This window comes from Mucilaginibacter celer (assembly GCF_003576455.2).
Classification (GTDB): Bacteria; Bacteroidota; Bacteroidia; order Sphingobacteriales; family Sphingobacteriaceae; genus Mucilaginibacter; species Mucilaginibacter celer.
On record NZ_CP032869.1, the window covers coordinates 2,963,698 to 2,988,823 of the forward strand.

Genomic DNA, 25,126 nt, shown 5'->3' on the forward strand with positions numbered 1-25,126 from the left:
TTATTTGGTACGGATAGCGGCCAGGCCCAGCATCAGCCAGCCTAAAATAAACAACAAACCACCAACCGGCGTAATCGGCCCCATTACGTTCAGCCAGCTCCAGCCGAGCAAATCACGACACGAGAGCAGGTATAACGAACCTGAAAAAAGGATGATACCGAATGTAAAAAGGTAATGCGCTGCCGAGATCAGTCCGCCATCCCGCTTACCGGCAAAAGCAGCCAGGAATAACAAGGCAAATACATGATAAAAATTATATTGTACAGCGGTATGCCAAACCTCAAGCTGTGAAGGCAATAAATGGTTTTTTAAACCATGAGCACCAAAAGCCCCGGTTATAACGGCAAGCATACCAAAAAACGAGGCGGTGATAACTATTTGTTTGTTCATGCAGATATAAAAAGCTAAGTTAACCAATTGAAAGTATTACTTTAACTGCGCGGGGTAAAATTCTATATTTGCTACGCAACCCACCTATGAAACGACTGATTGCTACCACTATATTTTTGATTATAGCTACTGTGCTGGTTACGGTATTATATTTCAAAAATCTGAGTCCGCCGGGGGTACGCACCGGCGAGGTTATGCACAGTATCCCGGCCAATGCCGTTGCCATATTTGAGTTTAATAACGAAAAGGGCTTTTACGATATTTTTAACGGCAGTGCGCTGCTAAAAAACTTTGTTGGCGAAGAAAAATTATCCGATCTGGATACACTGCGCAAGCTGCTCATTGCATCGCCCCAACTCAATCAGTTTTTTGATGGTCAAAACATTTTTGTTTCATTGCACCCGGCAAACAACGAGGATATTAACCTATTGATAACGGCAAGAGCCTCAAAAACCTTTAATGCTGCCATGTTTACTACTTTAACCGGCGCTGCCAAATCAGCACTGCAAATAGCCCCCATGCAGATAGCCGCAAGCCAGGGTTATAATATCTTTATCAAACAGCTCGACAAACATTTTTATATCCTTAAAAAAGGCGGCAATATATTTTCGGGCAGTTTTTCGAAAGACCTTATTGACCATAGCGCCATCGAAGATAAAAACAAAAACAACTTCGTACCGCTGCCCGAGCAGCAGAACGCCAATTCGCTTGCCGAACTTTATGTTAATTATAGCCAATTCGACCCGCTATTTAACCAACTGTTTTTTAATAAGAATACCGATATTTTTAAAAGCTTCAGGTTATTACCTGCCTTTGGCGCCTTAACATTAAATTATAAAAGCGATGCGCTCATGTTTAATGGTTTCAGCAAACAACAAGGCAATGCAACAAGTTATTTAAACCTTTTTTTGGCACAGCAACCCATAGTTAATCACTTAAAAGACATCTTCCCTTCAACAACGGCTTACAGCACCAGCTTTGCCATCTCGGATGCTGTAAAGTTTACCTCCGATCTGGCCAACTGGCAAAACAAAGCCGGAGTTGGAGCAGAACGCGACAAACTGCTGGCCGATGTAAAAGCGAACGCCGGCCTGTTTTTGCAGCCCGAGTTTGATAATTTATTGGGTAATGAGTTTGCAGTTGTTACTACCCGTTATTTCGAAAAGTTTGCCATTATTTCGGTTAAAGACGGCACTAAACTACTACCGCTGATGATGAACATCAGCAACATGGTTACCGATAAGGTGGGCCAGTTTAATTATGAAAAACTGCCTTTCTTTTTACTGGGCGATGCTTTCAGTATTTTCAGGAAGCCTTATTTTATCATCCTGGATAACTACCTGGTGCTGGCGGCTTCTGTTTCGGAGCTGGAGAGTTATTACGATACCTACATCAACCGGAAATTTATTGGTAAAACAGACCAGTTTACCCGTTTTGATAACTTGCTGGCCGAACGTAGCAACGTGGCCTTTTTTGTACACTTTAAAAACATGCAGCCGATTTTGAAACGCGACCTAAAACCGGCTTTTTTTGATGATTTTGAAAACAGCCGCTATGGCTGGAAAAACTACTATGCTGCGGCCTACCAACTGGCCACATCCGACAAGGAATTTTACACCAATTTTTGCATGCAGCTCAGCATTCCTGATAGTAGTGCGATAAAAAATTAAATTTATAGGGTATTTGCAAAACAATAACCCGCTAATCTCGTAAAACTACTAAAGTAAAAATTTAACAGTTTTACCTGTACTCCATTTCGTTTTTTATAAAATGGAGAGCAAAGGTAGTTATGCTACAATATGAATAAGATCTTTATTATTATCTCTTTCGTTCTTTTTTCTCTATCCGCTTCGGCCCAGCAATTCGCACAATTTAATACCGGCTCTTTATATGACTCGTTCGAAAACCCATCGCAAAGGGCTTTTATACCTGATTCGAGCAGGGCTATAGCTTTTAACTTTTTTGTTCCGAATTTCGATGCTAATCTGTATGTAACCGGCAATGCTCAGCGGGCATTAAAAAGCCGCGCTTTTACCGGCAATTACGATGTATCGTCGTTAGCTCCTCCGGGCAGAGGCGGTTTAAACCACTTTAATGTAGGCGGAAACAACTACTGGATAATGCTTAAGTTTTACACTAACCTGAGCGGCGATGTTGAAATGGGTTTTTCGGCGCAAAGCAGGGTTGAATCAAAAGGTTTACTTACAGATGAATCGGTCCGCTTTTTTTCAGGTCCGGAAACCTTCCCCAAAGATTACTACGAAAACGTATTTAACAACCACTATAAACTGCAAATCTACGATCAGTTAAGCTACACTTATCGCGAACGGATTGACAAGCAGTTGGCCATTGGTTTTAAATTAAGTTACCTGTCGGGTGTTCAGTACGCTAAAATTGATGTTGTAAACTCGGCAGTACAATTTAACAGGATCCAGGATATCAACGGCGAAGAAAGTGCAGATGTGTATATGCAGGGTCGCTATTATCACAGCTACGTACCCGGGCGTTTGGATGGCCGCGATTTTCTGCCAAATTTCCGTAACCCTGGCGCATCAATAACCATGGGTGCCAGTTATCGTACCGAGGATGGTATAACCATACAAGGCAATGTTAAAGATCTTGGCTTTATACACTGGAGTAAACGTTCATTAATTACTGATTTTAATAACACCGTTACGATAAACGGGATCAATACCGCACACCGTGAGGACAGTATTTATAATACCAGTTATAAATTATTTACCGGTAACGGCACCTTAACCGGTTTTAACACCAAAACCAACGCCAAAGCCGAGTTAAGTGTAACCAAAAACTATTGGTTTGATGACGAAAAAACAATAAGGTATTTCCCAACCGTTATTGCTCAAAAAGAATTATTTTATTCGGGCTTTACCGGTGCCTGGGTAAACTCGGTACAAAAAAACAACCTGGTAGGTACATTAACGGCTACTTATGACGATTATAAGCTTTTTAACCTGGGCCTGCAGTTTATGGTTAAATCGCCCAACGCAGAGTTTTTTATAGGTACCGAACGTTTGGTTAACACAGGACGGTTTACACTTGCTGCCCTTAACAATACCGGGCAAATAAACCATGTGGGCAATTATACCGGTGCTGATATCTTTTTTGGCTTTTCGTTAAAGTTTGGCCGTGTGATAGAACATCCTATGAATGCGAGCTATATACCAATGGGTGAAAAGGGATTTTTCGGCAGGTTATTTGGCCGCATCTTTAAAACCTACCGGTAATTAAAGAGCTTTTTTACCGGCAATGAAATCTTTAAGGTAGTAAGGCTCAAAATAAGCTACATCTTCAAACTGCCCCGCGTTAAATTTTTTTGCGGCCATTACCGTAAGATGCGTGGCCGAGTTTGCAAAATCATCCAAAAACAAGGCATTAGGGTTTGAGCCTAAAGTGGTTTTGCATTTTTCGGCGCCATCGCCAAAAAAAAGAATTTTATGATTTTCGAGGTATGATGAAAAGCTGTGCCCATCTATAATATCGGCAGCTGTTTCGCGCACCCGGTTTCCTGCGGTATCAAACAAGGCGGTGTACACCTCCATGCGCCGGGCATCTATCATCGGGCACAACAGCATGCCCTCCTGCGGCTCAAACTCACCGGCAGTTAAAACACCATAAGCCATCGCCTCCAGGGTTTCGATAGCGATAAGTGGCTTATCAAGCGCAAAACATAAGCCCTTGGCAGTTGATACGCCAATGCGCAAACCGGTATACGATCCGGGACCGCTGCTTACAGCAATGGCATCAAGCTCATTATAATTTAAATTTTGAGCAGCCAGCAACTCATCAATATAAAGGGTAATCACCTCAGCATGGATGTTGCGGGCGTTGATCTGTTTAAAATTAACAACTTCAGCATTGCGCGAAAGCGCTACAGAACAGGATGTAGTTGCGGTTTCTATTTGTAAGATAGTGCTCATAGTATTCAAGGTACCGGATCATGCCCGTGTCCACCCCAGGGGTTACAACTGGCAATGCGTTTAATAGTTAACCACCCACCTTTAAATGCTCCATACTTTTTGATAGCCTCAACACCATATTGCGAGCAGGTGGGCGTATACCGGCACACAGCGGGCGATAACGGAGAAATAAAGTATTGATAGATTTTGATAAGCAAAACAAAAATCCCACCTACAAGTGTTTTCAAAATTTTTGCTATCATCTTCATACCTTCTTTTAATTAGCCTGCTTTAAGTTGTCGGCAGTAAGTTCATTACTTAGCTGGATCAGCAACTTCAGCATTTTTTTTTCGAAGAAAAGATAGGGTTCAATCTCCTTACCTATATATCCAACCGAAATCAGCACCTTTTTATCGCACATATCTAATGTTTGATACAATTGCTGCTGCTTATGCAGGCGGTAGGTTTCGCGCATTAATCTTTTTATTGTATTACGATCAACAGCGTGCTTATAACGCTTTTTTGAAACCGAAAATAAAATTTGCGCGGGATAAGGCTGCGGCTCAGAGTTTAAAAGCCAGGATACCCGGAAGGGATAACATAAAAAAGAAGAACCACTATGAAAAAGCTTGTCTATAAGCCTTTTGTTACATAACCGTTCTTCTTTTTTAAAAGTATACATAGTTGCCATTATTGAACCGGAGGTGAGCATATAAAACGGTTCCAAACCCTTTTAAAAAGGGCAGGGCAACCTTAATTATGCTTTGTGCCTGCCTTCGTCAGATACAGTTAATCTTTTCCTGCCTTTTGCTCTTCTGGCTGCTAATACTCTTCTGCCGTTTGCAGTTGACATGCGTTCACGGAAACCGTGTTTATTTCTTCTTTTTCTTTGAGAAGGCTGAAACGTTCTTTTCATGGCTATTTTATTCTATTCGTCGTCTTTTTTAAACAAGAGCGCAAATGTAGTTATTTTATTTATTAATTCAAATACTATTTTTCTTATCAAATAAGATATTTTATCTAAGGCATTTAGCAGCATTAAAAACTGTTAAATAGCTGCCTTGGTATACAGCGTCGAAAACAAAAGCCCTAAAATTAGCAATAGTTTTAGTATTGCTTAATTTTAAGGGCTTAACACAAATTAAAACCGGTTTAATCAACCTGATTCGTTTATTTACTTATAGGGGTCTGCTTGCTTATTGAAAAGGGATGGCGTAAGTGCCACCGGTGTTTTTAATGCTTGCCGTTACCGGGTAGGTGTTATCCAGCAGCGAGGCCATTTGTTGCTTGTCGGTTTCCTTAGCATAATCAATAGCTGCTTTATGCTGCTTATCTTTTAGTTTGGGATTGGCACCGTGCTCAAGCAGGCTTTTTACCGCATTGGCATTGCCGCTGTTTACGGCCATCATCAGGGCCGTGGCGCCGCCGGCGTTGTGCGCGTTGGTATTGGGATAGTAGTGTAGCAACATACCTACCAATACATCGTTTCCTTTGTCGGCTGCAATCATGAGGGCAGTATTTCCATCTGCATCCTTGCCATCCACCTTAACGTCTGTTTGCAGTATCAGGTTTACAATCCTGTCCTGGTTGTTTTTCACTGCGGCTATTAAAGGGGTATTGCCATTCTGATCTTTAGCTTTCAGGTTAACTCCCCTGTTCAGCAAAAATTTAACGCCCTGAACATCATTGTCGCCAATAGCTGTAAAAATGTTTTGTGCAAAAATGGGTAATGAGCATACCAACAGTAAACTCAATAAAGTAAATCTCTTTTTCATTAATAATCAATAATTTAAAATGCTTTCCGTTGTACAAATCATTGCAAGTAACGAAAAAAAGAGATTAAGAATTTTCGGCTGAGTTAGCTTTACCCATATTTTCAGGAAAATATGGTTGAAATTTTTTTTCATTAAAATTAAATACATCACCCATTTCTCGTCACGAAAATGAACAAAATGAACAGTCGTAATTGGCTAAATTTCGGCTTCTTAAATAAACAATTACATTTACCGTTAATTAATAGTTTACCGGCTTACCTCTTTAAAGAATACTACATGACAAATCCATGACAATTTCTGCTCAAAAAAAATTAAACAAAATAGCTCTAAACAGATTTTTCGGTGTACTTTCAACACTTTCAGCCATCCTCATGAAATACTTATTGCTTTTAATTTTAACGCTGTTTTCTATGTTTGCTTTCGGTCAGGAACTACCGACAAATCATTATAAAATATACAGCACCAAAAGGCAAAAAATCATATCGCCAGATGACATTATTAGTGATATAGAAAATGCCGATGTGTTGTTTTTTGGCGAGGAACACAATGATTCGACAGCGCATTATCTCGAATACCTGCTATTTAAAAAGCTGGCAGAAAAGTATCCCCAGAAAGCAGCCCTATCCATGGAGATGTTTCAAACCGATTGTCAACTGGTGTTGAATGAATACCTGGCCGGCTTTATCCGCGAAAAAAACCTGGTAACCGAGGGCCGTGCCTGGCCTAATTATAAGGATTACAAGCCATTGATTGAGTTAGCCAAAACCAATCAGATCCCGGTGATAGCCGCCAACACTCCTACCCGTTATACCAATATGGTTACGCGCCTCGGCCTTGATGGTTTAAAACAACTTGATGAGCAGGCAAAAAGCTATCTCCCACCCTTACCTATTGATACCGCCACGGGTGCCTATTATGATAAATTTGTGCAAATTATGGGTGGCCATGCTTCTATGCCGGGCATGCAGATCTATCAATCGCAAAATTTATGGGACGCAACCATGGCCTGGTCAATAGCACAGTTTTATAAAAAACATAAAGATTTTAAAATACTTCAGCTAAACGGAGGTTTTCATAGCGAAGAAAAGCTGGGAATAGTGGCCCAGTTAAAAAAATACAATTCAAAAATACGGGTGCTGAACGTAACTTCCTTATCAGACGATAGTTTTAACAATCCCGATTGGAGCCAATTCACAAAACTGGCAGATTATATTATCCTTACAGACCCGGGGTTGCCGAAAACAAGGTAGCCGACAGATCGTGGTTCATAGTTCATGATGGACGACCAAAAACTACTATGAACCACGAACTAACTGGAAAAAAATTACGCTTTCTTCGCTAACAGATCGCGAATTTCGGTAAGTAATACCTCTTCTTTAGATGGCGCAGGAGGGGCGGCCGGCGCTTCTGCTTCCTTCTTTTTAAGAGCATTTATGCCTTTTACAATTATAAATATACAAAAGGCAATAATCAGAAATTCAATTACAGTATTAATAAAATTACCTACGTTAATATCAACCGCAGGGGTTTTGGTAACTTCATTGGCAGCTTTAAGGTGTATTTTTAGATCTTTAAAATCAACACCTCCGGTTAGCAAGCCCACGGGCGGCATAACAATGTCATTAACCAGCGAGGTAACAATTTTGCCAAATGCAGCGCCGATGATAACACCCACAGCAAGGTCAACCACATTCCCGCGCGAAGCAAATTCTCTAAATTCTTTTATTATAGCCATAAATTTAAGTTTGGTTGATAAAGTTAGCAATAATACACAAGTAAGTTTTTATAGCGATTTTTGTTTGACGCAAAAACAATTATCCAACTAATACATTTAACAACTTTATAGCAGACGCATCAAGTAATTTTCAGTTAATATTAATTTGATGTATTTTTGGCTACGTCTTAATTATGCTTAAACAGAACCTTCAACAAAAACTTTTACAAAAACTTTCGCCGCAGCAAATTCAATTTATAAAATTGCTGCAGGTGCCTACCGTTTCGCTTGATACCAGGATAAAAGAAGAACTGGAAGAAAACCCCGCGCTTGAAGATCTGAGCCTCACTAATTTAAACGAACCCGAAGAACAATACCCGGATCGCGACCCCGACGATGATTACAACAACAACGACGAGGAAAAAGGCGAGATGGATGAATTTAATATTGACGATTACCTGCAGGAAGATAACGTGAATGATTATGGCTCGCGCTATGATCAAAACGGCGACGACGAGGATGAACGCAAGGAAATACCTATTGCCGTACAAAGCTCATTTTTTGAAAGCCTGCAACTACAGCTTGACCTTTTGGTACTGAGCGACAAGGATTTTATGATAGGCAAGCAGATCATCGGCAGCCTTGACGATGATGGTTACCTGCGCCGCCCTATTATGTCGCTTACTGATGACCTTGCATTTTCGCAAAATGTATTTGCCGAAGATGAAGAGGTTGAGGATATGCTGAAGGTGATACAGGGCTTTGACCCGGCAGGTGTTGGTGCACGAAGCCTGCAGGAGTGTTTATTGATCCAGTTGCGTAAAAAAGACCCGAACGACCCTATTATAAAGAAAGCCATTCTGGTTGTCGAAAATTATCTCGACGAGTTTACACGCAAACACTACGACAAACTCGAAAAATCGCTTAATCTTAATTCGATTGAGCTTCGCGGTGTTATTAATGAGATTCTGAAACTGAACCCGAAACCGGGCGACTCGAACGAGATCAATACCAAGCAAATGCAGGTGATCCCGGATTTTCATATCACCAATAATGATGGCACACTTGTGCTTACGCTTAACTCTAAAAACGCACCGGAGTTAAAAGTAAGCCGATCGTACCAGGAAATGTTTCAGCACTATGATAAAGCTTCGCAAAAAGATAAAAAGCTGAAAGAAGCGGTTCAATTTGTAAAACAAAAACTCGATTCGGCCAAGTGGTTTATTGATGCCATTAAACAGCGCCAGCAAACGCTGCTTAAAACCATGAATGCCATTATGCAATACCAATACGAGTTTTTCCTTACCGGCGACGACAAAAACCTGAAGCCGATGATATTAAAAGATATTGCCGACAGGATTGGTATGGATATCTCAACCGTATCGCGCGTAGCCAACTCCAAATACGTACAAACCGAATTTGGTACCTTCCTGCTCAAATCATTCTTCTCCGAAGCTATCCAGACAGAAAGTGGTGAAGAGGTTTCTAACAAAGAGGTAAAAAAGATCCTGGAAGAACATATTGGCAAAGAGGATAAACGTCATCCGCTTGCGGATGAGAAACTAACCGAGATTTTGAAAGATGCAGGTTACAATATTGCCCGCCGTACGGTTGCCAAATACCGTGAGCAGATGAATATCCCCGTAGCAAGGTTGAGGAAAGAATTATAATTTACTTGAATTGATAAAATGATGCCCCTTGATAAATAATTAAGGGGCATTATTCATTATATCCTTTCTGCAGGGCGTTCAGATCTTTTAAAATCCTGTTTTTATCGGCCAGTGTTTTAGCCAGTTTAAGGGCCGATTGCAAATGGGTTATTGCCGAGTTATTATCTACCCCGGTATACAGGTAGCCCAACAATACGTGATAGAGATGATTGGTATCCAGTTTTAACTTTTCAGCTTCTACAATGGCTTTTTCCTTTCCTTTCACCATGGCTAAAGCATAAGCCCGGTTTAATGCTGCAGCAGGCGAGTAGGCAGAGATCAACAACCGGTTATAAAGCATCAGGATATTCTCCCATTTTTCGGCAGTGTCGGTTTTAACGGTATGCCAATAGGCAATGGCAGCTTCAATATGATACTTACCGGCATCGCTGCCTTTTGATGCAAGGTTAAGGAAATGCCTTCCTTTTGCTATCAGTTCATCATTCCAAAGGTTCCTGTCCTGGTCGTGATAACGTACCATGTCCCCGTTTTCATCAACCCGGGCATCAAACCGCGAAGCATGAAAACACATCAGCGCTAATAAGGCGTTCACTTCGGGCAAATTGGTCTGTTTATTTTCTATCAGCAGATAATTAAGCCGCATGGCTTCAAGGCACAAATCTTTTCTTAACGTAAGGCTTTGGCAACTGGAGTAATAACCCTCGTTAAACAACAGGTACAATGTCTTCAGTACAATGCTTAACCTGCCAACAATCTCAGCAGGTGCTGGAAAAATTATCTTAACTTTTTGCTCACGCAATTTTTCCTTAGCCCTGAACAGGCGTTTATTGATGGTATCTTTATTTGATAAAAAAGCATCCGCAATTTCATCAATCCCAAAACCGCAAAGAATACGCAGTGCAAGGCCTATCTGTGCACCGGCCGGTAGCGCCGGATGACATATCGCAAACATCATTTGCAGCTGGCTATCGGTAATATTTTGATCGGAAAGGTCGATTTCTGCCTCTTCCGGCTCATCGCCATCCACAACAAGTCCTTCGGCTATTTTTTGTTTAAAACGGTTGCCGCGTCGTATATAATCGGTTGCCTTGTTGCGGGCTACGGTATATAGCCAGCCTGTGGGGTTATCTGGCAAACCTTTTATGCCCCAGGTTTCAGCTGCGGTTAAAAAGGTGTCGCTGGCTATGTCTTCGGCGGCTTCAATATGTTCAAAGCCAAAATAATGGCATAGCACGGCTATGATCTTTTGGTATTCGGTACGGAATAAATGAGGTAAAAGCTGATCCTGCTGCATAAAACAAGCAGCCTCCCGTTTATGGGAGGCTGTAATTCATTTAAACTTCCATCGGGATGATAGGCCGAACCTCTACGCTGCCGCCTACCGATAATATGGGGCAACCTTTTGATAGTTCGGTGGCTTCCTGTAATGATGCGGCTCTGATGATGCTGTATCCACCTATGGCCTCCTTAACTTCAACATAAGGGCCGTCTGTTATTACATCATCCGGCTTTACTACGCTGCCGTTGGTATCCAGCCTGTTGCCAACGGCTACCAGCTTGTTTTGGGCAGCTATCCCGCCAATCCACTCGCGCCAGTAATTCATCATGGTTTGCATTTGTTCGGGCGAGCGTTGTACCGCGCTTGCTTCTGCATCTCTTCTGAAAATCAATAAGAACTCGTTCACGTTGTTTTGAATTTAATGGTTAAAAACCAAAAGACGATCAGGCTAACCGGAATTGGACAGGCACTTGATTTTTTTTATTAAAGTAGCGAGAAATATGCATTGGCCCAAAATGAATTAATTTTAAACGACATATTGGAAATCAGAAGCGTTAAATAGTGCTAATTTATCTGCCTTAAAAACACAAAGTATATGCCTTATAACGAGCAGTTAGCCAACCGCGTTCGCGAAGCGTTGATGGATGAGCCCATTGTTGAGGAAAAGAAAATGTTTCAGGGCGTTTGCTTTTTGGTTGATGGTAAAATGTGCGTATGTGTAAGTAAAGATAGCCTGCTTTGCCGGGTTGGCGAACAACAGGCGCATATTGAACTGGAAAAAGGCAACTGCACCCAAATGATTAACGCCGGCCGGGTAATGAAAGATTTTGTTTATGTGGATGAAACGGAGGTTAACACCGCCAAAGGCCTTCATTACTGGATTTCGTTATGCCTTGCGTTTAATCCTTTAGCTAAAGCATCAAAAAAGAAGTGATCTATTCTTTTTTCACAGCACTGTTCCGGATAAAAGCAACCGACATTGATGCGCCCAGGAAAGCTAATCCCGCGCAGATCCTCATAATATTGCTGTATGCCAAGATAAAGCTGTTATGGTAGGCTGTTTCAATCGCTTTCCTGTCAGGGCCGTTAATACCATCGGGTACTTTGGCATTACCTAAGTTAGCCGCCTGTTCCGTAACCGCCTTTTTATTTTTTTCGGAGAGCGGCATTTTCTTCAAATCGCCCTGCATCGCTCCCGAAAAGAACAATACTGCGAGTGCGCCGAAAATGGCATTTGCAAAAACGTTGGCAATGCGGGTCATGGCGTTATTAATGCCCGAAGCCGTACCCGAAAAATGATCGCTTACCGAGCCCATTACCGTTGCTGTAAGCGGAGCCACGGTTAATGACATCCCGAAACCAAAAACCAGCACCCCGGGGAAAAAGCTTGTCCAATAATCAGCAGGTCCGGCAGTTTGTTTAATGAAAGATAGGATGAGCAAGCCCACACCGGCCAAAGCCGGACCGATAATTAACAACAACCGCGGGCCTTTTTTATCGGCTATGCTACCGGCATAACGAGCTATCGAGATCATCAGCACGGTAAACGGTAAAAAGGTGAGACCAGATTGCAGCTGGCTATATCCCTGCACCTGCACCATGTTTAGCGACATGAACAGCATCCCGCCGCCCAAACCTGCATACAGAAAAAAAGTAAGCAGGTTTATTCCGCTGAAGGTTTGATTGTTAAAAAGGCTAAGCGGCATCATAGGATGTTTGCTTGTACGTTCAATATAAATAAAGGCCGCAAGCAATAAAAGCCCGGCTGCAAGCGAACCGTAAACCTGCCAGTTATTAAGCCCAACAGCCGGCATCCTTAAAAAACCGAACGTAAGCAGGGCCAATCCTAAGGCAATTGAGATAGCCCCGGGAAAATCAATCGACTGATCTGCCCCGTCATCCCGGCTTTCGGCAACCTTTCGCCACAGGATAAGCAGCGCGGCAATGCCGATGGGTACATTGATAAAAAATATATAGCGCCATAAGCCTGCATCGGCCAGGGCCCCGCCAAGTACGGGGCCGCCCATAGTAACCACCGTAGTAATGGCCGACCATGTACCTATAGCCTTTCCTCGTTCTTTTACATCGATAGAGGATGAAATAAGCGAGAGGCTTCCGGGAATCATCAAAGCCCCGCCTATGCCCTGGATAATTCTGAAAATGATGAGATAAAAAACACCGGGCGACAGGCCGCAAAGCGCCGACCCGGCTATGAAGATGAAAATACCCGCCGTAAAAATTTTCTTCCGGCCCAGCTTATCGCCAAGCGAGCCACCTATAAGAATGAGCGAGGCCAGCATCAGCAGGTAAGCATTCAGGATCCAGAACAGATCGGCACCTTTGGCATTGAGGCTTTGCTGCAGGGCAGGTAGTACTACGTTAAGCGCTGTACCATCAATAAAAGCCATAGCCGATGCCAGTATTGCCGAAACCATGATCCATTTACCGGCCGGGCTGCTTAAGGAAACTGTAGCCATATTTTATAAGGTTAATTGGTATCTCCCAATACAAAGTTGCGTTAATTGATTGGATTAGCTAAGCCATCCGGCAATTAATTATCTGCAATATGACTATCGCCTGAAAACTCCGATATTTTCCGGGCAGAATAATATGAGCAGCGCGATTGCCGCAAGATCAAGCTGAAAAACTGCCGATGCCCTAACCGCGGAGAAAAGCATCGCTAAAGCACTCAGCACCATTAACGCGATGATATGATTACGATGCGGAACCGGGATCCCCGTTTTATCAATAAAGCGTTTGGCCTTAAAATTATTACGGTAGATAAGGGGGAGTATTAAAATGTAAAAAGCGCCTGCGGCTATAAGTACCCAGTATAAAGCAATTTTACCTGTTTCATTAATTTTAACTATATCATTTACGTTTGTGCCAGTCACAATCTTATCGGCCTTAAAAAAATGATGTGTTGATAGGTGAACAAGATCGGGCAGGTTCGATAAAGTTTCGGCGGCAAAAAACAGGCTCAGCATGCCTGTTAAAATCAGAACCGCACAAAATTGAATACTGCGGTAGCGGGCAAGCCTCAGCATATACACTACTGATACCACGAAAACTGCTATAAATAGCAGCACACTAATATACCCGATAAAACCTCCCTCGCGATTGTAAAAAATCTCGAAATAAGTTTTATTGGCAGAGAACAGTACAATAGCCGTTAGCGTAACAAGAGCAGCCAAACCTAATACCAGGAATTCGGGCCTGGTTAAATTATTGTTTTTACGCGCAGTATTATAGGTGTTAAGCACAGTTTTATCAATAGGTGATTAATGATTAACACCTGCCAGCCACAACATGTTTGTAGTTGCGTTTTAATTTGGATAACAACGCTGATTATCCAGCCTTTTAAATTTTACCTGTAGCTTCTGTCACTTAATAATGTGCATTCGTCACACTTTGTTTATATAGCGGCAGACACTTGATAATATTGATCAAAAATCAATAACCATCATGAAAAAGCTTATCCTTATACTTATTCATATCACCATCGCCTGCCTGTTGAGTGTACAGCCCCTACAGCAACCTGTAGCTTTAAGCCGGGTTATTTCTTTATTAAGTAATCACGCAGTTCGATGTGTTTGAGCCCGGATTAGCTATGCCCGTAGTTTACAACTCCGGCCATAGCTAATCCGTCAAACTTAGGCTACCTGTAGTTGCAAACTACAGGCATAGGCATCCGAAGAAAGAGTCTTCGGACAGCATACTTTTTTATTAGCTTTCTCTACTCTTTCGGCAGTCCGTCTTCAAACCCGCTATCTCCGTTACTTCCGGCAACATCCACATTCCAGGCAGAAGTTAATAAGTATGGTTTAGTCCCATCAGCATTTTTATTGGCATATGTGCATTTAATCACCCTGCTTTCGCCCGGAGCCAGCGAAATATAATTATCGCTGAAGATCACCGGCAAAATATCATCTCCCCCCTGTCCTTTCAATGCCCGCAGATGCACAAAGAATGCCACAGCGCTACCAGCATTTTTAATGGTGACAGTATAAGATGTACTATCCCCGGCAACTTTATTGCTTTGGTTAACGCTAAGTTTTGTTTTAGGCAGAGATTGCAAAGCGCTGTAATCGGCATAGGCCGATTGCGGTGTGGTAAACCAGTTTGATTTTTTCCAGTTCAGCTCGTCGCCTTTTTTGGAGAGCCAGTACCAGTTGATGCTTTTGGTTTCGCCGTTCTTATCACTTAACTCAACACGCAAGAGATAAGTATCAGACAAACCGGCTATAGCAGGCAAGGCGAATAGCCTTTTTGAGGCATCCGCACCGATATCGGCAGTTACTGTTTTAGTAAATTTGTTTGAACCATCCGGGTTATAAACATCAGCTTTAACCTTTAAACCGCTAAAAGTTTTAAGGTACGAGTTGATGATCGCTACCTCGTTACCTTTGTACGAATACAGCACGTGCAGCGGTTCCATGGCTTTCTTCATACCGAAGTAAGTACCGGCCGGATATAAATAATAATCATAAGTATGCCAGATAATACCTGGCCATGGGTTGCTCAGCATCCATTGCACCACGCCTGTAGCAGTTTGGTATTTATTTAAACCGTAAGCTTCCATCATTGCACGGTGGGCCTCGTAGTTTTGGGCCTGCGCTTTGGCTACATAATTTTTGATAGATGCCGTTTCGCCGTACCGCCCATAAAGCGCTTTGGTAAATACCTTAGTGGTGCCGAACGAGCCCGTACCGCAATGGTAGTTCCAATCGGCCGAGGTTACGTTCAGCGAATCTTTAGGGATAAACTTCACCAGGCTTTCGTATGGCGGGATAGACGGGCCGGGTGATATCTCGGTAGCGAAACTGTAGGTACCGCCAAACTTTTTGGTGGCATCGGTTTCCCAGTATATTGGCGGTACCCACTCATAAGGACCGGCCATTTTTACACCGCTGTAACCAGATACTTTTGATTTGCTTTCGTTTGCTGTAGCCAGCAGCGGGTTGGGCCATTTCAGTTGCTTTTCAATTTTCAGGTAATCGCTTTCAACGGAAGTATCGGTTGGCGGCATATCGCTGCCGTTAAGCCAAACAAACAGGCTGGCCTTGTTGCGCAGCCAGTACATTACGCTGCTATCTGATGCCATAGCTACGTTACGCTCGGCGGCATCCCATTTTTCGGGGTGTTGCCAGGTGCCGCAGCACATCCAGCCGTTCATTACCATCAGGCCATATTTATCGCACAGATCATAAAAATTATCATCCTCCATTTTACCTTCCGAACGTACAATATTCATATTCATATCCCGCACCAGCTTCATCTCCTGCTCCTGCCTTTCGGGCGAGCGACGCTGAAATATATCCGGCGACCAGGCCGCGCCCCTTAGCATAATCGGTTTACCATTCACAATAAACTCCCGCGATTGGTTATCATCAATTATTTTTGATGTAAACTGCCTGATGCCAAAATTCTCGCTAACCGAATTACTCAGCTTTTTATCAACCACAGCCGAAACCTCGATCCTGTTCAGATTAGGTTTACCATATTGCCATGGCCACCAGATAGCCGGATCTTTTACATTCAGCTGCTTAAACTCGGCAGGTGAAAAATTCACGTTCTTCGATTCATTGGCCAGCAAATGAACTTTCTTCTCGAAAGAGATATTCTCATTGATCTTACCTTTAATTACAGCATCCTGTGGCTTATTGGTGTAATTAGTTACCTGGGCATCAACGTTTAAATGAGCTACAGCCAACGATGGCAGGTCAAAATCGGTAGTAACGAGCGGAAATTTTACGCCTACTTTATTATAGGTACGAATCTCTACGTTATTGATAATACCTCCGTTGTAATCCTGCGGGTATGGAATCCAGTCGGCATAATCAATAGCCAGGTCGCCATCACGCTTATTTGGCGCGAACGGGCGTAGTACCTCAATGGCAAGAGTGTTTGCTCCTGTATAATTCATGTATTTTGTGAGGTCGAGGTCTATCATGCGATATGGGCCCTTAACCTTTGTCGAATCGGCTATTTTTACACCGTTAAACCAGATGTTTGCCTTGTAATTGATGCCATGCACACGGAGGATCACGTTTTTGCCGCTCTCGGCAGCAGGCAGTGTAAACTCCCGCCTAAACCACCAGGGTTTATCCAGCTTAGGGTCGGCCAGTTTTTCGAGGTTTTTACCCATAAACGGATCGAAATTATATACATGGTTGGCAAGCAGGCCCGCTAAAATAGTTGAAGGAACGCTCACTTTATACCATCCCTGTGTATCAAATTTTTCTTTTGAGATCTCGGCAGCGGCGGCCGGAGCGGTTACTGTAGACTGCATTTGCCAGTCTTCCTTCAACAGCAGGTTAAAGTTTTCCTTTCGCTGGGCAAAAGCGCCCGACCCCAATAAAGTGAGTACCGATAGTAGTAGTATTTTTTTCATTGCAGATATAGGTTTATTGCTGGTTATCGTAATACAAGGCAGCCGCGCCTATGATGCCGCTGTTTTGCAGTTGGGAAATTTCAATTTTTATGCGTTCGAGGGTTTTGGAATAGGCAAAGGTTTTCACCACCTGCCACATAGCATCTTTAAAATAATCAAAGGCATGGCTTACCGATCCACCTAAAATAATCAACTCAGGATCGTAAGCATACATTACCATTTTTATTGCATTGCCAACATGGGTTCCTAATTCGGCATAAAGCTCCAAAGCGCGGGCATCGCCGGCCTGTGCATCTTTAAATACCTGCACCCCATTCAGCCCATAAACATTATTAAAAAACGAGCCGCTGCAATAGTATTCCAGTATATTATCGATATAAGGAAAAAGGCCAATCTCCCCTGCCCCGCAATTATGGCCGGCATACAATTTACCATTGGCAATAATGCCGGTACCAAGCCCGGTGCCGAGGGTAACGCCAACCATGCTATCCAAACCCCGGCCTTTGCCAAAATATAACTCGCCAACAGCAAAGCAATTGGCATCATTATTTACATAAACGGGGATATTGTACCGCTCCTGCATCAGTTTTTTAAGGTGTACTTCCTTCCACGAGGGGATATATTGTACATCATAAACTATCCCTTCGGTAACGTCAACCACACTGGGTACGCCAATACCTATAGCATCGGCTGCATCGTTTTGCAGCAGGGTATCAACAACGGTATAAATATCATTCAATACATCATCAATGCTGCCATCGCTTTTTATCCTTTGCGATATGATATTGCCAATTGCATTATTATCAACCACAGCGCCACGGATATTGGTGGCACCCAGATCAATGCCTATAACTTTTATATTGCTCATTTATATGGTTATTCTTTATTATCGAAAATAGTTTTGTTGGTAACCAGCGGCTTAGCCCAAAAACCGATACTGAGCATGTAACCAAACGTGATGTACAGGAAAAACATCCCCTGCCGTAATCCAAATAAGCTACCTAATCCGCCTATCAGCAACTGAACAATCGCACCACCGATAATACCGGTAACCAGGATGCCCGCAAATGAGCCGTGATCTTCAGCAACAGAACTCAACGCTAATGAAAATATAATAGGATACATCACCGACATAAAGAAACCAACTATTGAAAACGAATACAATGATGTCTGAGGAGCGCCAAACAAACCGAGCGACAGGAATATGATTGCCAGTATGGTAAAGATTACCAGCAGTTTACGGCTATCCATCAGCTTAAGCAAAAACAAACCTAAAACGCCGCCTGCCGTCATCAGTCCCCAGAAATAGGCTACGGCGCTGGCCCCGGTTGTTTGCGGATCAAACTTATGATACTCGAACAAAAATTGCGACATCCAATAGGATACGCCCTGCTCGCTGCCCACATAACAAAACAAGGCAATGAAATAAGCTATAACAACCGGCTTTTTAAAAAGATCGATATGGGTTTTCCACGGCCCTGCCTTTTCGTCGCTGGCCAGCTCAACCTTCGGAAATTTAGATACCAGCATAATTACAAACATGGCAAGGCAAATCACCGCAAATAACCAGTACAACGAGATCCAGGGCATAGTTGCAGGCACATGCGACTCCAGCAGCGGAAAAATACCACCCTTGCTGCTCCCCATATTTTTAACCATGTACGAGTAAACCAGCGGACTCACAAACGATGCCCCGCCAAAAATTAATTGTGCCAATACAGATGTAAAGGCGTAATTCTCTTCGCCTCCGGATGTGCGTAACAGTGGATTGATCACCACCTGCAGCATAGCCATACCGCAGCCAATTAAAAACAACGATAATATGGCAGTGAGATAATTAGGATAAACAGCCAAAAGTAACGACCCTATAAACGCCACCACAAAAGCCGCCACCATAATGGTTTTCTCGTTATATTTTTGAACCAGCATGCTTGATGGGATCGACATTACCCCATAAGCGATAAAAAACGCGAAAGGTAACAGCCCTGCCATGGCATCGCTCAGTTCAAAATCCTTTATAAACTCGGGCGAGAGCGGGCCGATAATATTGGTTAAAAACGAGATAACAAAAAACGTAAGCATGATGAGCGTTACGATGTAGTAGTTTTTTTTCATTGGCTCAATTAGGTTATGGGTTTTGCTTTGGCACTTAACTAATATCGTTAAAAATCCGTTGGCGGGATAATTTTACAAAATGTTATTTAAATTGTTACACTTTCTTTTTAAAATATTTTAAAAAGTTTGAAAATCTCCCGGATAGTCAACTCACACGGCCTACGCTTCGCTGGGTGGCAAGCGCAGCGATGTTGGGGTGAGTAAATACGGTGCAACGTTCTCCGTCCTTAACATCATTTTAACTTAAAATTCCCTTAATCAAAACATTTACGGTACATGAGCGTGTTTATGGAACAAACGACGTGCTATGACCCCAAAACGAGAAAAAGAACTTAGTTATATTGAAAAAGTATGGCACACGGTAGCCATTGTTGCCCTGTTGGTTGTTGTAATCCTGATAGCCCGGGTTGCTTTCAATGTGCTGTTGATGGTACTTTCGGGAGCATTGATAGCCACTTATTTTCACGGCCTTGGCGATTTGATTGAGCGTAACACCAAAATGCGCCGCAGGTATGCCATGATCATATCCGTAGGCGGTTCTTTTTTAATTGTTGCCGGGTTGTTTTATCTGATGGGCACTACCATACAGCACCAGATAGCCTTACTAAAAGAAACACTGCCGCATACCATAAATAATTTTAAAGCAAAACTGGCCTCCAACTCAGCCGGGCAGCAGATCCTCGATTATTTTTCGGGCGATAACGATCCGGACAAAATGGTGGTTACCGTACAGCATTTTTTCAGTACGGGTTTTGGTGTATTAGGCGACATCTATATAATCCTTTTCCTGAGTATATTTTTCACCTCCAATCCCGATGTTTATAAAAATGGGATAATGATATTAATTCCCGACCGGAAAAAACAATTGGGTAAAGACATTATGGATAGGATAAGCTTATCCTTAAAAGGCTGGTTAAAAGGGATGCTGCTATCCATGGTATTGCTTGCCATATTACTCACTACCGGGTTAAGCATTATGAGCATCCCGGCGGCTTTAATATTGGCCTTGTTTGCCGGCATGCTAAAAATCATCCCCAACTTAGGTTCGGTAATAGCCATGATACCGGGCGTGTTACTGGCGCTTACCATCGGACCAAATTCGGCCATCATTGTAGCGCTTATTTATGTGGTATCGCAAACCATTGTAAGCAATATTGTGGTGCCGATAGTGCAAAACCGGATGATCAACCTGCCGCCGGCTTTAACAATTATAAGCCAGGTGGTTATGGGCACGCTTTCGGGCGTGTTGGGCATTATACTGGCCGTGCCTATCCTGGCCATTATTGTTATTTTGGTTGATGAACTTTATGTAAAAAAACTGGGCGATGCCGAAGTAATTGCGCATTAAAACGAATGGCTTCATCAAAAAAATCGATATACAGCGCGCTTATCGCCAACCTGCTGATAGCCGTAACCAAATTTGTAGCCGGCATTATCGGCCGGAGCGGATCGATGATTTCAGAAGGAATTCATTCGCTGGTGGATACCGCCAATGAGTTACTATTACTACTTGGCCTTTACCGCAGCCGCAAAGCGCCAGATAAAACCCATCCTTTTGGCTATGGTAAAGAGCTGTATTTCTGGTCGTTCATTGTATCAATCATCATATTTGGTTTAGGCGGGGGCTTATCCATTTACCAGGGCATTTTACATATCCGTGAGCCTGAAACGCTGGGCGATCCGACCTTAAGCTACATCGTTCTCGGTTTATCTATCATCTTTGAGGGCTCATCACTTATAGTAGCCCTAAAAGAATTTAATGCTGTACGCGGTGGGCAAACCTGGTGGGAAGCCGTAGTTAAAAGCAAGGATCCATCAACGTTTTTAGTAATGTTTGAAGATAGCGCCGCTGTCGCGGGGCTTTTTATTGTAGCCATCTGCCTGTTTTTGAACCATCGGTATGATATTCCTGTACTTGATGGCGTAGCTTCGTTATTGGTTGGCTTAATTTTGGTAGGTGTATCGGCAATACTTGCCCGCGAAAGCCGAAGTTTACTGATGGGCGAAGGAATCTCATCCGAATCGAGAGAAAAAATTGCCCGGCTGGTTGAAAAAGACAGCGCGGTGTTAAAAGTGATGCACATGCTCTCTACATACCAATCGCCCGATGAAATTATTTTGATGTTGATAGTAGCATTTAAGGAAGATCTTGATACGCAACAGATCAACCAGGCTATCGACCGCATACGTGATTGCGTTAAACATGAATTTATATTGGTACGCTTTGTATTGGTGCAACCTGAACCGTTTTCGACCGAGGTTAATGAAACAGGCAGCGTACTTTAATTGTATATTAGTAATAACTAAAAACACCCTACCCCTCATGATGCAAGAACAAAAATTTCATTACGCCACCGTAACTGAAGCTATAGCCAAATTAAAAGAACAAGGCTACACGCATGAATTTAGCCTTGAAGGTGATCATTTTAAAGACGGCGAAGAAACCTTTCCTGCCGCGGATTTTGAGATAACCGACCTTTACCGCTACGAAGGGCCTTCAGATCCTGCCGATGAAGCCGTTGTTTATGCACTGGCATCAACCAGCGGCGTTAAAGGTACGCTTGTAACGGGTTACGGTGTGTCAACCGATGACGCGACTATCGAAACGCTGAAAAATTTACATTATAAATATCAGCAGGCAAGACGGGAATAAATCAATCGTTAAGTTTGTGTCATTCTGAAAAACGAAGTATTTGGTTTGCGATATAGCGCATATCATATCTAATCTCATACTTAGTTTTTCAGAATGACAATGAACGGCAGATCAGATTATTCTAAACACAATATAAGCCCCTCTACAACCCTCTTAGTTTCTTCCGGGTCACGAACCTGGATGCAGTCTACTCCTGTTTTCCTGGCCGGATGATCGTTTCCTCCTTCAAACAAAGCATCGCCAATAAAAATCATCTGTTTTATTTTTATGCCGAGGGTATGCTCCAGTTTATGAATGCCATAGGCTTTGTCTATTCCTGGTTTGGTGATATCGATAGAGGTGGCCCCTCCCATTTGAACGGAGAAGCCGGTAAGTGATTTATCCAGTCGGGATTTGATCTTTTTGCGTTTGGCAAATTTGGGGTCCCACTTCTTCTTTTCATCAAGCGGAGCCAGTTGCCCCAATGCCGAAAAGGTGATCTGGCTGCCGCGATCTTCTATCTGGTCGCCCCAGGTTTTCTTAGCTTTTACGCCCGATTCGTCAACGGCTTCGTTTAATTTGTCGATGATCTCCTTTTCCTCATCAACAGTAAAATCTTCTGAATAAAGTTTTTTCCAGCCCGATTTTTTGTACTGGTAATATTTAGTACCGCAGGTGGGCAGGATAGACAGGTTTTTAAGTAAACCCTTTTCGGGCAGGTTGCCAAGTACCTGCTTTTCAAACTGGGGCCAGTCGCCGCCCGATATGATAGCCAATTTGGCAACTTTGAGCAGGCTAACCAGCAGCGTGGCCATTTCCTTATCCAACGAAGCCTTGCTTTCGGCAAGGGTACCGTCAAGGTCGAATATAATCAGTTTCTTCATCAGTATTGCCACGGGCTTAATAGCCGGGCATTAAAGCAACATACGCATACCTGTAGTTGTTTTACAGGTTACACCAGTATGTCCATTTTAAAGTGAGTTGCCTGTTTTTAACTGTATAGGGCGATGGCGTGGTATTATCCCCATAAACAATAAACAGATCTGATGCCGGCTTATACCGCCATTGCAGGCGGGTGTTGATGTTGATATTATCTATCTGCTGGTTGTACTGCACGTAGGTGGTAAAATACAGTGTATTGGTAAAAGTAACATCAACCTTTGGTCCTACCAGCCAAAAAGAATTATGGCCAAACGGCTGCGGCAACCGCAAATCATTAAAGGATGTATTGATGGCAATATTTACATAAGGCTGAAAGCGGTAGCCAATTAAACCTGTTAAACTGTTGCGGATCCCTTTATCATAGTAACCGCCGTGCGATGCCTCGAGCAGGTAGGTGAACACATTTTGAGGTTTTGATACAAATTGCACATCAATGGTGTTCCAATTATGTTCTGAGCCGGTGGGCAGCAGTCCCTTGCCGATATTGGTGGGATCATAAGGCCTTAACAGGCGCACATAATCATTAAAACCGGTTACAGAAAGCGTGGCACGGTTGCGGAAAGTGATGAGGTACGATAAAGCACTTTCATTATCAGTACGATGGAACGACTCATCAAAAAAATAATTGGAAGTAACCTGTACGCCATGACTCAAAATGTTACCCTGCTTAGGGAAAAAGTTACGTAACAAAAGCGGGCTTACCTTAATATAGCCAACGCGGGGCACGTAACCTACCTCGGCATTGTAGTTTTTACCTACGTACTCCTCCTGCAGGTAAACCGTCCAGTATTTGCTGAGGTATTGAAAATGATCTGAAAGTACCCAATCCTTGCCGTTTACCCCGGGTGTAAATGATTTTAGGGCGAGGGCCTTACCCGTCCAGATATTGCTGCGCGAGGCGAGGTTAAACTCGGCACCTATGTTACGGTTGTAAGCCGTAGCGCCTGCGTTGGTACCGGGGATATTGGCTGTAGCATCTTTATTTACAAAAAGGAAAGCGATGTTTGAGCGGTCGAGCACCCGGCGTTGCAGGGTTATGATACCATAATTTGCCGCAGCCTGGGCTGCTGTGCCCGAACTCCCGGTTTGGACATCCATGACGCCGATGCGCCAGTCCTTATCCAGTTTGCCGGTTAGCCTTGCGCCAAAATCAATAGGAACATTCAGGCCTATCCGCCTTGAAAAAAATGGCCGGATATCCGAGTAGCCGAAATTGGCAAACAGATCACCGTTCTCTAAAAAGAACTGGCGCTTTTCGGGGAAGAAGAGTTCGTACCTGTTGAGGTTGATCACCTGCTGATCCACATCCACCTGCGAAAAATCGGGATTAACGGTGAGATCGAGGTTGAGCGAGGGCGTTAAGGATACCTTGGCATCACCGCCTATAGCATGTTTAAAATCGGTTTTGGTGTTATGCTGATAATCTTTGCTAAAGCCGGTGAGAGCATAAGGTATAATAGATACATTGCTGCTGGCCGTTGGCGGCGGTTCGTCCCAAACCAATGTTCCGGTATAGGCTAATGAGGCTGTAGGAAACTGGCGTGGTATGGGTGTCCAGCTTGATTTTTCGGCAGTTTTTAAATCGTTGCGGCTAAAGTTGATGCCCCACTCCGTAATCCCTTTTTTATAGCGGATACTTTTAAAAGGGATTGCCGCTTCCCAAACCCATTTATCCGGGTAATTTTTCACTGCCGAATACCAGCGGTTATCCCAGCTCAGATCTACCTTTCCACCCTCGTACATGCTCCCGTCCCACTGCCCGCCTGCCGCGTTGGCGCCAAAACTGAAGCCATCGGTACGGGCATCAAATGGATCCATAAAAATCAGGAAGTTATCATTTTTCACGAAGCTAAAATCCCGTTTTAACGATTCGACCATATAAGGCCCCGGTACCGAATTATAGTTAATGGCCAGGATGTACAGGTTTTTATCATCATAACACATCCTCACCACCGTTTTAACCGTGGCCTTGCTGGTATCCATCGGCAACACCATAAAAAAATCGCCTGCCGAATCGGCCTGCATCCAGGCCTGCTCATTCATTACACCATCAATACTAACTGCCGATGCCGCCCTGCGGATATGGTATTTATACCCGGCGTTCTTTTTTTGCGCCGATGCATAAAAGCCGGTTATGCAGCACAGCACAATAAGCAATAAATGTTTTACCGGGAAAAGGCAGGAGCGTTTAAGGGGCATTAAGATAAGCGTAACGGTGTTGAATTGGTTTAACCGTTTTAAAGCTACATTTTTTGTTCAAAAAGCCAAGGTTGTATCATATAATTTACTGCTATA

The 25,126-nt window shown here is 43.2% G+C and carries 24 protein-coding genes; 8 read left to right on the forward strand and 16 right to left on the reverse strand.

All coding sequences use genetic code 11. The annotated features are described in order from the left end of the window. Positions 1 to 390: a DUF423 domain-containing protein gene (locus HYN43_RS11655; RefSeq protein ID WP_119409513.1), complete on the reverse strand. Its 390-nt coding sequence runs from the start codon at positions 388 to 390 to the stop codon at positions 1 to 3. 86 nt (positions 391 to 476) lie between these two features. Between HYN43_RS11655 and HYN43_RS11660 the strand changes: the two genes are divergently transcribed. Then, positions 477 to 2,060: a hypothetical protein gene (locus HYN43_RS11660; protein ID WP_119409514.1), complete on the forward strand. Its 1,584-nt coding sequence runs from the start codon at positions 477 to 479 to the stop codon at positions 2,058 to 2,060. 129 nt (positions 2,061 to 2,189) lie between these two features. Continuing rightward, positions 2,190 to 3,638 (forward strand): DUF5723 family protein, encoded by a 1,449-nt coding sequence (locus HYN43_RS11665; RefSeq protein WP_119409515.1) that lies wholly within the window; start codon positions 2,190 to 2,192, stop codon positions 3,636 to 3,638. Here HYN43_RS11665 and tsaB read toward each other — a convergent pair whose 3' ends face one another. The 5 genes from tsaB to HYN43_RS11690 all read right to left on the reverse strand — a co-directional run bounded on the left by tsaB (position 3,639) and on the right by HYN43_RS11690 (position 6,085). Further along, the gene (tsaB, locus tag HYN43_RS11670; protein ID WP_119409516.1) at positions 3,639 to 4,331 is read right to left on the reverse strand and encodes a tRNA (adenosine(37)-N6)-threonylcarbamoyltransferase complex dimerization subunit type 1 TsaB; all 693 of its coding nucleotides are present in this window, start codon (positions 4,329 to 4,331) and stop codon (positions 3,639 to 3,641) included. A gap of 5 nt (positions 4,332 to 4,336) precedes the next feature. After that, the gene (gene yidD / locus HYN43_RS11675) at positions 4,337 to 4,579 is read right to left on the reverse strand and encodes a membrane protein insertion efficiency factor YidD (protein ID WP_245447260.1); all 243 of its coding nucleotides are present in this window, start codon (positions 4,577 to 4,579) and stop codon (positions 4,337 to 4,339) included. Positions 4,580 to 4,587: 8 nt separating this feature from the next. Then, positions 4,588 to 5,022 (reverse strand): ribonuclease P protein component, encoded by a 435-nt coding sequence (locus HYN43_RS30885; protein WP_342633832.1) that lies wholly within the window; start codon positions 5,020 to 5,022, stop codon positions 4,588 to 4,590. A 45-nt stretch (positions 5,023 to 5,067) separates the two neighbouring features. Continuing rightward, the gene (gene rpmH / locus HYN43_RS11685; RefSeq protein ID WP_083878950.1) at positions 5,068 to 5,226 is read right to left on the reverse strand and encodes a 50S ribosomal protein L34; all 159 of its coding nucleotides are present in this window, start codon (positions 5,224 to 5,226) and stop codon (positions 5,068 to 5,070) included. A gap of 280 nt (positions 5,227 to 5,506) precedes the next feature. Then, positions 5,507 to 6,085, reverse strand: coding sequence for an ankyrin repeat domain-containing protein (locus HYN43_RS11690; protein WP_119409518.1), 579 nt, complete (start codon positions 6,083 to 6,085; stop codon positions 5,507 to 5,509). A 371-nt stretch (positions 6,086 to 6,456) separates the two neighbouring features. Here HYN43_RS11690 and HYN43_RS11695 point away from each other — a divergent pair, with 371 nt between their 5' ends. After that, positions 6,457 to 7,335 (forward strand): ChaN family lipoprotein, encoded by an 879-nt coding sequence (locus tag HYN43_RS11695; protein WP_119411212.1) that lies wholly within the window; start codon positions 6,457 to 6,459, stop codon positions 7,333 to 7,335. Positions 7,336 to 7,409: 74 nt separating this feature from the next. Here the strand turns inward: HYN43_RS11695 and mscL are convergent, their stop codons facing one another. Then, complete coding sequence (gene mscL / locus HYN43_RS11700) at positions 7,410 to 7,820, reverse strand: large-conductance mechanosensitive channel protein MscL (RefSeq protein WP_119409519.1); 411 nt, start codon at positions 7,818 to 7,820, stop codon at positions 7,410 to 7,412. 173 nt (positions 7,821 to 7,993) lie between these two features. Here mscL and rpoN point away from each other — a divergent pair, with 173 nt between their 5' ends. Further along, the gene (rpoN, locus tag HYN43_RS11705; RefSeq protein WP_119409520.1) at positions 7,994 to 9,469 is read left to right on the forward strand and encodes an RNA polymerase factor sigma-54; all 1,476 of its coding nucleotides are present in this window, start codon (positions 7,994 to 7,996) and stop codon (positions 9,467 to 9,469) included. A 49-nt stretch (positions 9,470 to 9,518) separates the two neighbouring features. Here the strand turns inward: rpoN and HYN43_RS11710 are convergent, their stop codons facing one another. Next, on the reverse strand, positions 9,519 to 10,763 hold the full coding sequence (locus HYN43_RS11710) for an RNA polymerase sigma factor (protein ID WP_119409521.1): 1,245 nt from the start codon (positions 10,761 to 10,763) through the stop codon (positions 9,519 to 9,521). Between the two features lie 40 nt (positions 10,764 to 10,803). Beyond that, positions 10,804 to 11,154, reverse strand: a complete 351-nt coding sequence (locus HYN43_RS11715; protein WP_119409522.1) for a YciI family protein — start codon at positions 11,152 to 11,154, stop codon at positions 10,804 to 10,806. A 189-nt stretch (positions 11,155 to 11,343) separates the two neighbouring features. Here HYN43_RS11715 and HYN43_RS11720 point away from each other — a divergent pair, with 189 nt between their 5' ends. Beyond that, positions 11,344 to 11,682: a TfoX/Sxy family protein gene (locus HYN43_RS11720; protein ID WP_119409523.1), complete on the forward strand. Its 339-nt coding sequence runs from the start codon at positions 11,344 to 11,346 to the stop codon at positions 11,680 to 11,682. A 1-nt stretch (position 11,683) separates the two neighbouring features. On the opposite strand, the gene HYN43_RS11725 is transcribed toward HYN43_RS11720, so the two are convergent. The 5 genes from HYN43_RS11725 to HYN43_RS11745 form a co-directional block, all read right to left on the reverse strand. Further along, the gene (locus tag HYN43_RS11725) at positions 11,684 to 13,225 is read right to left on the reverse strand and encodes an MFS transporter (RefSeq protein WP_119409524.1); all 1,542 of its coding nucleotides are present in this window, start codon (positions 13,223 to 13,225) and stop codon (positions 11,684 to 11,686) included. Positions 13,226 to 13,318: 93 nt separating this feature from the next. Further along, a complete protein-coding gene (locus HYN43_RS11730) occupies positions 13,319 to 14,011 on the reverse strand; it encodes a hypothetical protein (protein ID WP_119409525.1) in 693 nt (230 codons plus the stop codon). A gap of 473 nt (positions 14,012 to 14,484) precedes the next feature. Further along, a complete protein-coding gene (locus HYN43_RS11735; protein ID WP_119409526.1) occupies positions 14,485 to 17,142 on the reverse strand; it encodes a glycoside hydrolase family 2 protein in 2,658 nt (885 codons plus the stop codon). 13 nt (positions 17,143 to 17,155) lie between these two features. Continuing rightward, the gene (locus tag HYN43_RS11740) at positions 17,156 to 18,010 is read right to left on the reverse strand and encodes an ROK family protein (protein WP_119409527.1); all 855 of its coding nucleotides are present in this window, start codon (positions 18,008 to 18,010) and stop codon (positions 17,156 to 17,158) included. Positions 18,011 to 18,018: 8 nt separating this feature from the next. Further along, the gene (locus HYN43_RS11745) at positions 18,019 to 19,257 is read right to left on the reverse strand and encodes an MFS transporter (protein WP_119409528.1); all 1,239 of its coding nucleotides are present in this window, start codon (positions 19,255 to 19,257) and stop codon (positions 18,019 to 18,021) included. A gap of 307 nt (positions 19,258 to 19,564) precedes the next feature. On the opposite strand from HYN43_RS11745, the gene HYN43_RS11750 reads away from it, so the two are divergent. The 3 genes from HYN43_RS11750 to HYN43_RS11760 are packed head-to-tail and all read left to right on the forward strand — an operon-like array spanning position 19,565 to position 21,910. Next, positions 19,565 to 20,605: an AI-2E family transporter gene (locus HYN43_RS11750; protein WP_119409529.1), complete on the forward strand. Its 1,041-nt coding sequence runs from the start codon at positions 19,565 to 19,567 to the stop codon at positions 20,603 to 20,605. Between the two features lie 5 nt (positions 20,606 to 20,610). Continuing rightward, positions 20,611 to 21,543, forward strand: coding sequence for a cation diffusion facilitator family transporter (locus HYN43_RS11755; RefSeq protein ID WP_119409530.1), 933 nt, complete (start codon positions 20,611 to 20,613; stop codon positions 21,541 to 21,543). A 37-nt stretch (positions 21,544 to 21,580) separates the two neighbouring features. Beyond that, positions 21,581 to 21,910, forward strand: coding sequence for a phosphoribosylpyrophosphate synthetase (locus HYN43_RS11760; RefSeq protein ID WP_205589921.1), 330 nt, complete (start codon positions 21,581 to 21,583; stop codon positions 21,908 to 21,910). A gap of 116 nt (positions 21,911 to 22,026) precedes the next feature. Here HYN43_RS11760 and HYN43_RS11765 read toward each other — a convergent pair whose 3' ends face one another. Together HYN43_RS11765 and HYN43_RS11770 are read right to left on the reverse strand one after the other, a co-directional pair. Next, entirely contained in the window at positions 22,027 to 22,773 is a 747-nt protein-coding gene (locus HYN43_RS11765; protein ID WP_119409531.1) for an HAD-IIB family hydrolase, read from the reverse strand. Positions 22,774 to 22,834: 61 nt separating this feature from the next. After that, entirely contained in the window at positions 22,835 to 25,030 is a 2,196-nt protein-coding gene (locus HYN43_RS11770) for a DUF5916 domain-containing protein (RefSeq protein ID WP_119409532.1), read from the reverse strand. Between the last annotated feature and the right edge of the window lie 96 nt (positions 25,031 to 25,126).

Coding starts and splice junctions, on each gene's coding strand:
- HYN43_RS11655 (WP_119409513.1), bottom strand. CDS start 390: ATGAACAAACAAATAGTTATCACCGCCTCGTTTTTTGGTATGCTTGCC.
- HYN43_RS11660 (WP_119409514.1), top strand. CDS start 477: ATGAAACGACTGATTGCTACCACTATATTTTTGATTATAGCTACTGTG.
- HYN43_RS11665 (WP_119409515.1), top strand. CDS start 2,190: ATGAATAAGATCTTTATTATTATCTCTTTCGTTCTTTTTTCTCTATCC.
- tsaB (WP_119409516.1), bottom strand. CDS start 4,331: ATGAGCACTATCTTACAAATAGAAACCGCAACTACATCCTGTTCTGTA.
- yidD (WP_245447260.1), bottom strand. CDS start 4,579: ATGAAGATGATAGCAAAAATTTTGAAAACACTTGTAGGTGGGATTTTT.
- HYN43_RS30885 (WP_342633832.1), bottom strand. CDS start 5,022: ATGCTCACCTCCGGTTCAATAATGGCAACTATGTATACTTTTAAAAAA.
- rpmH (WP_083878950.1), bottom strand. CDS start 5,226: ATGAAAAGAACGTTTCAGCCTTCTCAAAGAAAAAGAAGAAATAAACAC.
- HYN43_RS11690 (WP_119409518.1), bottom strand. CDS start 6,085: ATGAAAAAGAGATTTACTTTATTGAGTTTACTGTTGGTATGCTCATTA.
- HYN43_RS11695 (WP_119411212.1), top strand. CDS start 6,457: ATGAAATACTTATTGCTTTTAATTTTAACGCTGTTTTCTATGTTTGCT.
- mscL (WP_119409519.1), bottom strand. CDS start 7,820: ATGGCTATAATAAAAGAATTTAGAGAATTTGCTTCGCGCGGGAATGTG.
- rpoN (WP_119409520.1), top strand. CDS start 7,994: ATGCTTAAACAGAACCTTCAACAAAAACTTTTACAAAAACTTTCGCCG.
- HYN43_RS11710 (WP_119409521.1), bottom strand. CDS start 10,763: ATGCAGCAGGATCAGCTTTTACCTCATTTATTCCGTACCGAATACCAA.
- HYN43_RS11720 (WP_119409523.1), top strand. CDS start 11,344: ATGCCTTATAACGAGCAGTTAGCCAACCGCGTTCGCGAAGCGTTGATG.
- HYN43_RS11725 (WP_119409524.1), bottom strand. CDS start 13,225: ATGGCTACAGTTTCCTTAAGCAGCCCGGCCGGTAAATGGATCATGGTT.
- HYN43_RS11735 (WP_119409526.1), bottom strand. CDS start 17,142: ATGAAAAAAATACTACTACTATCGGTACTCACTTTATTGGGGTCGGGC.
- HYN43_RS11740 (WP_119409527.1), bottom strand. CDS start 18,010: ATGAGCAATATAAAAGTTATAGGCATTGATCTGGGTGCCACCAATATC.
- HYN43_RS11745 (WP_119409528.1), bottom strand. CDS start 19,257: ATGAAAAAAAACTACTACATCGTAACGCTCATCATGCTTACGTTTTTT.
- HYN43_RS11750 (WP_119409529.1), top strand. CDS start 19,565: ATGACCCCAAAACGAGAAAAAGAACTTAGTTATATTGAAAAAGTATGG.
- HYN43_RS11755 (WP_119409530.1), top strand. CDS start 20,611: ATGGCTTCATCAAAAAAATCGATATACAGCGCGCTTATCGCCAACCTG.
- HYN43_RS11760 (WP_205589921.1), top strand. CDS start 21,581: ATGATGCAAGAACAAAAATTTCATTACGCCACCGTAACTGAAGCTATA.
- HYN43_RS11765 (WP_119409531.1), bottom strand. CDS start 22,773: ATGAAGAAACTGATTATATTCGACCTTGACGGTACCCTTGCCGAAAGC.
- HYN43_RS11770 (WP_119409532.1), bottom strand. CDS start 25,030: ATGCCCCTTAAACGCTCCTGCCTTTTCCCGGTAAAACATTTATTGCTT.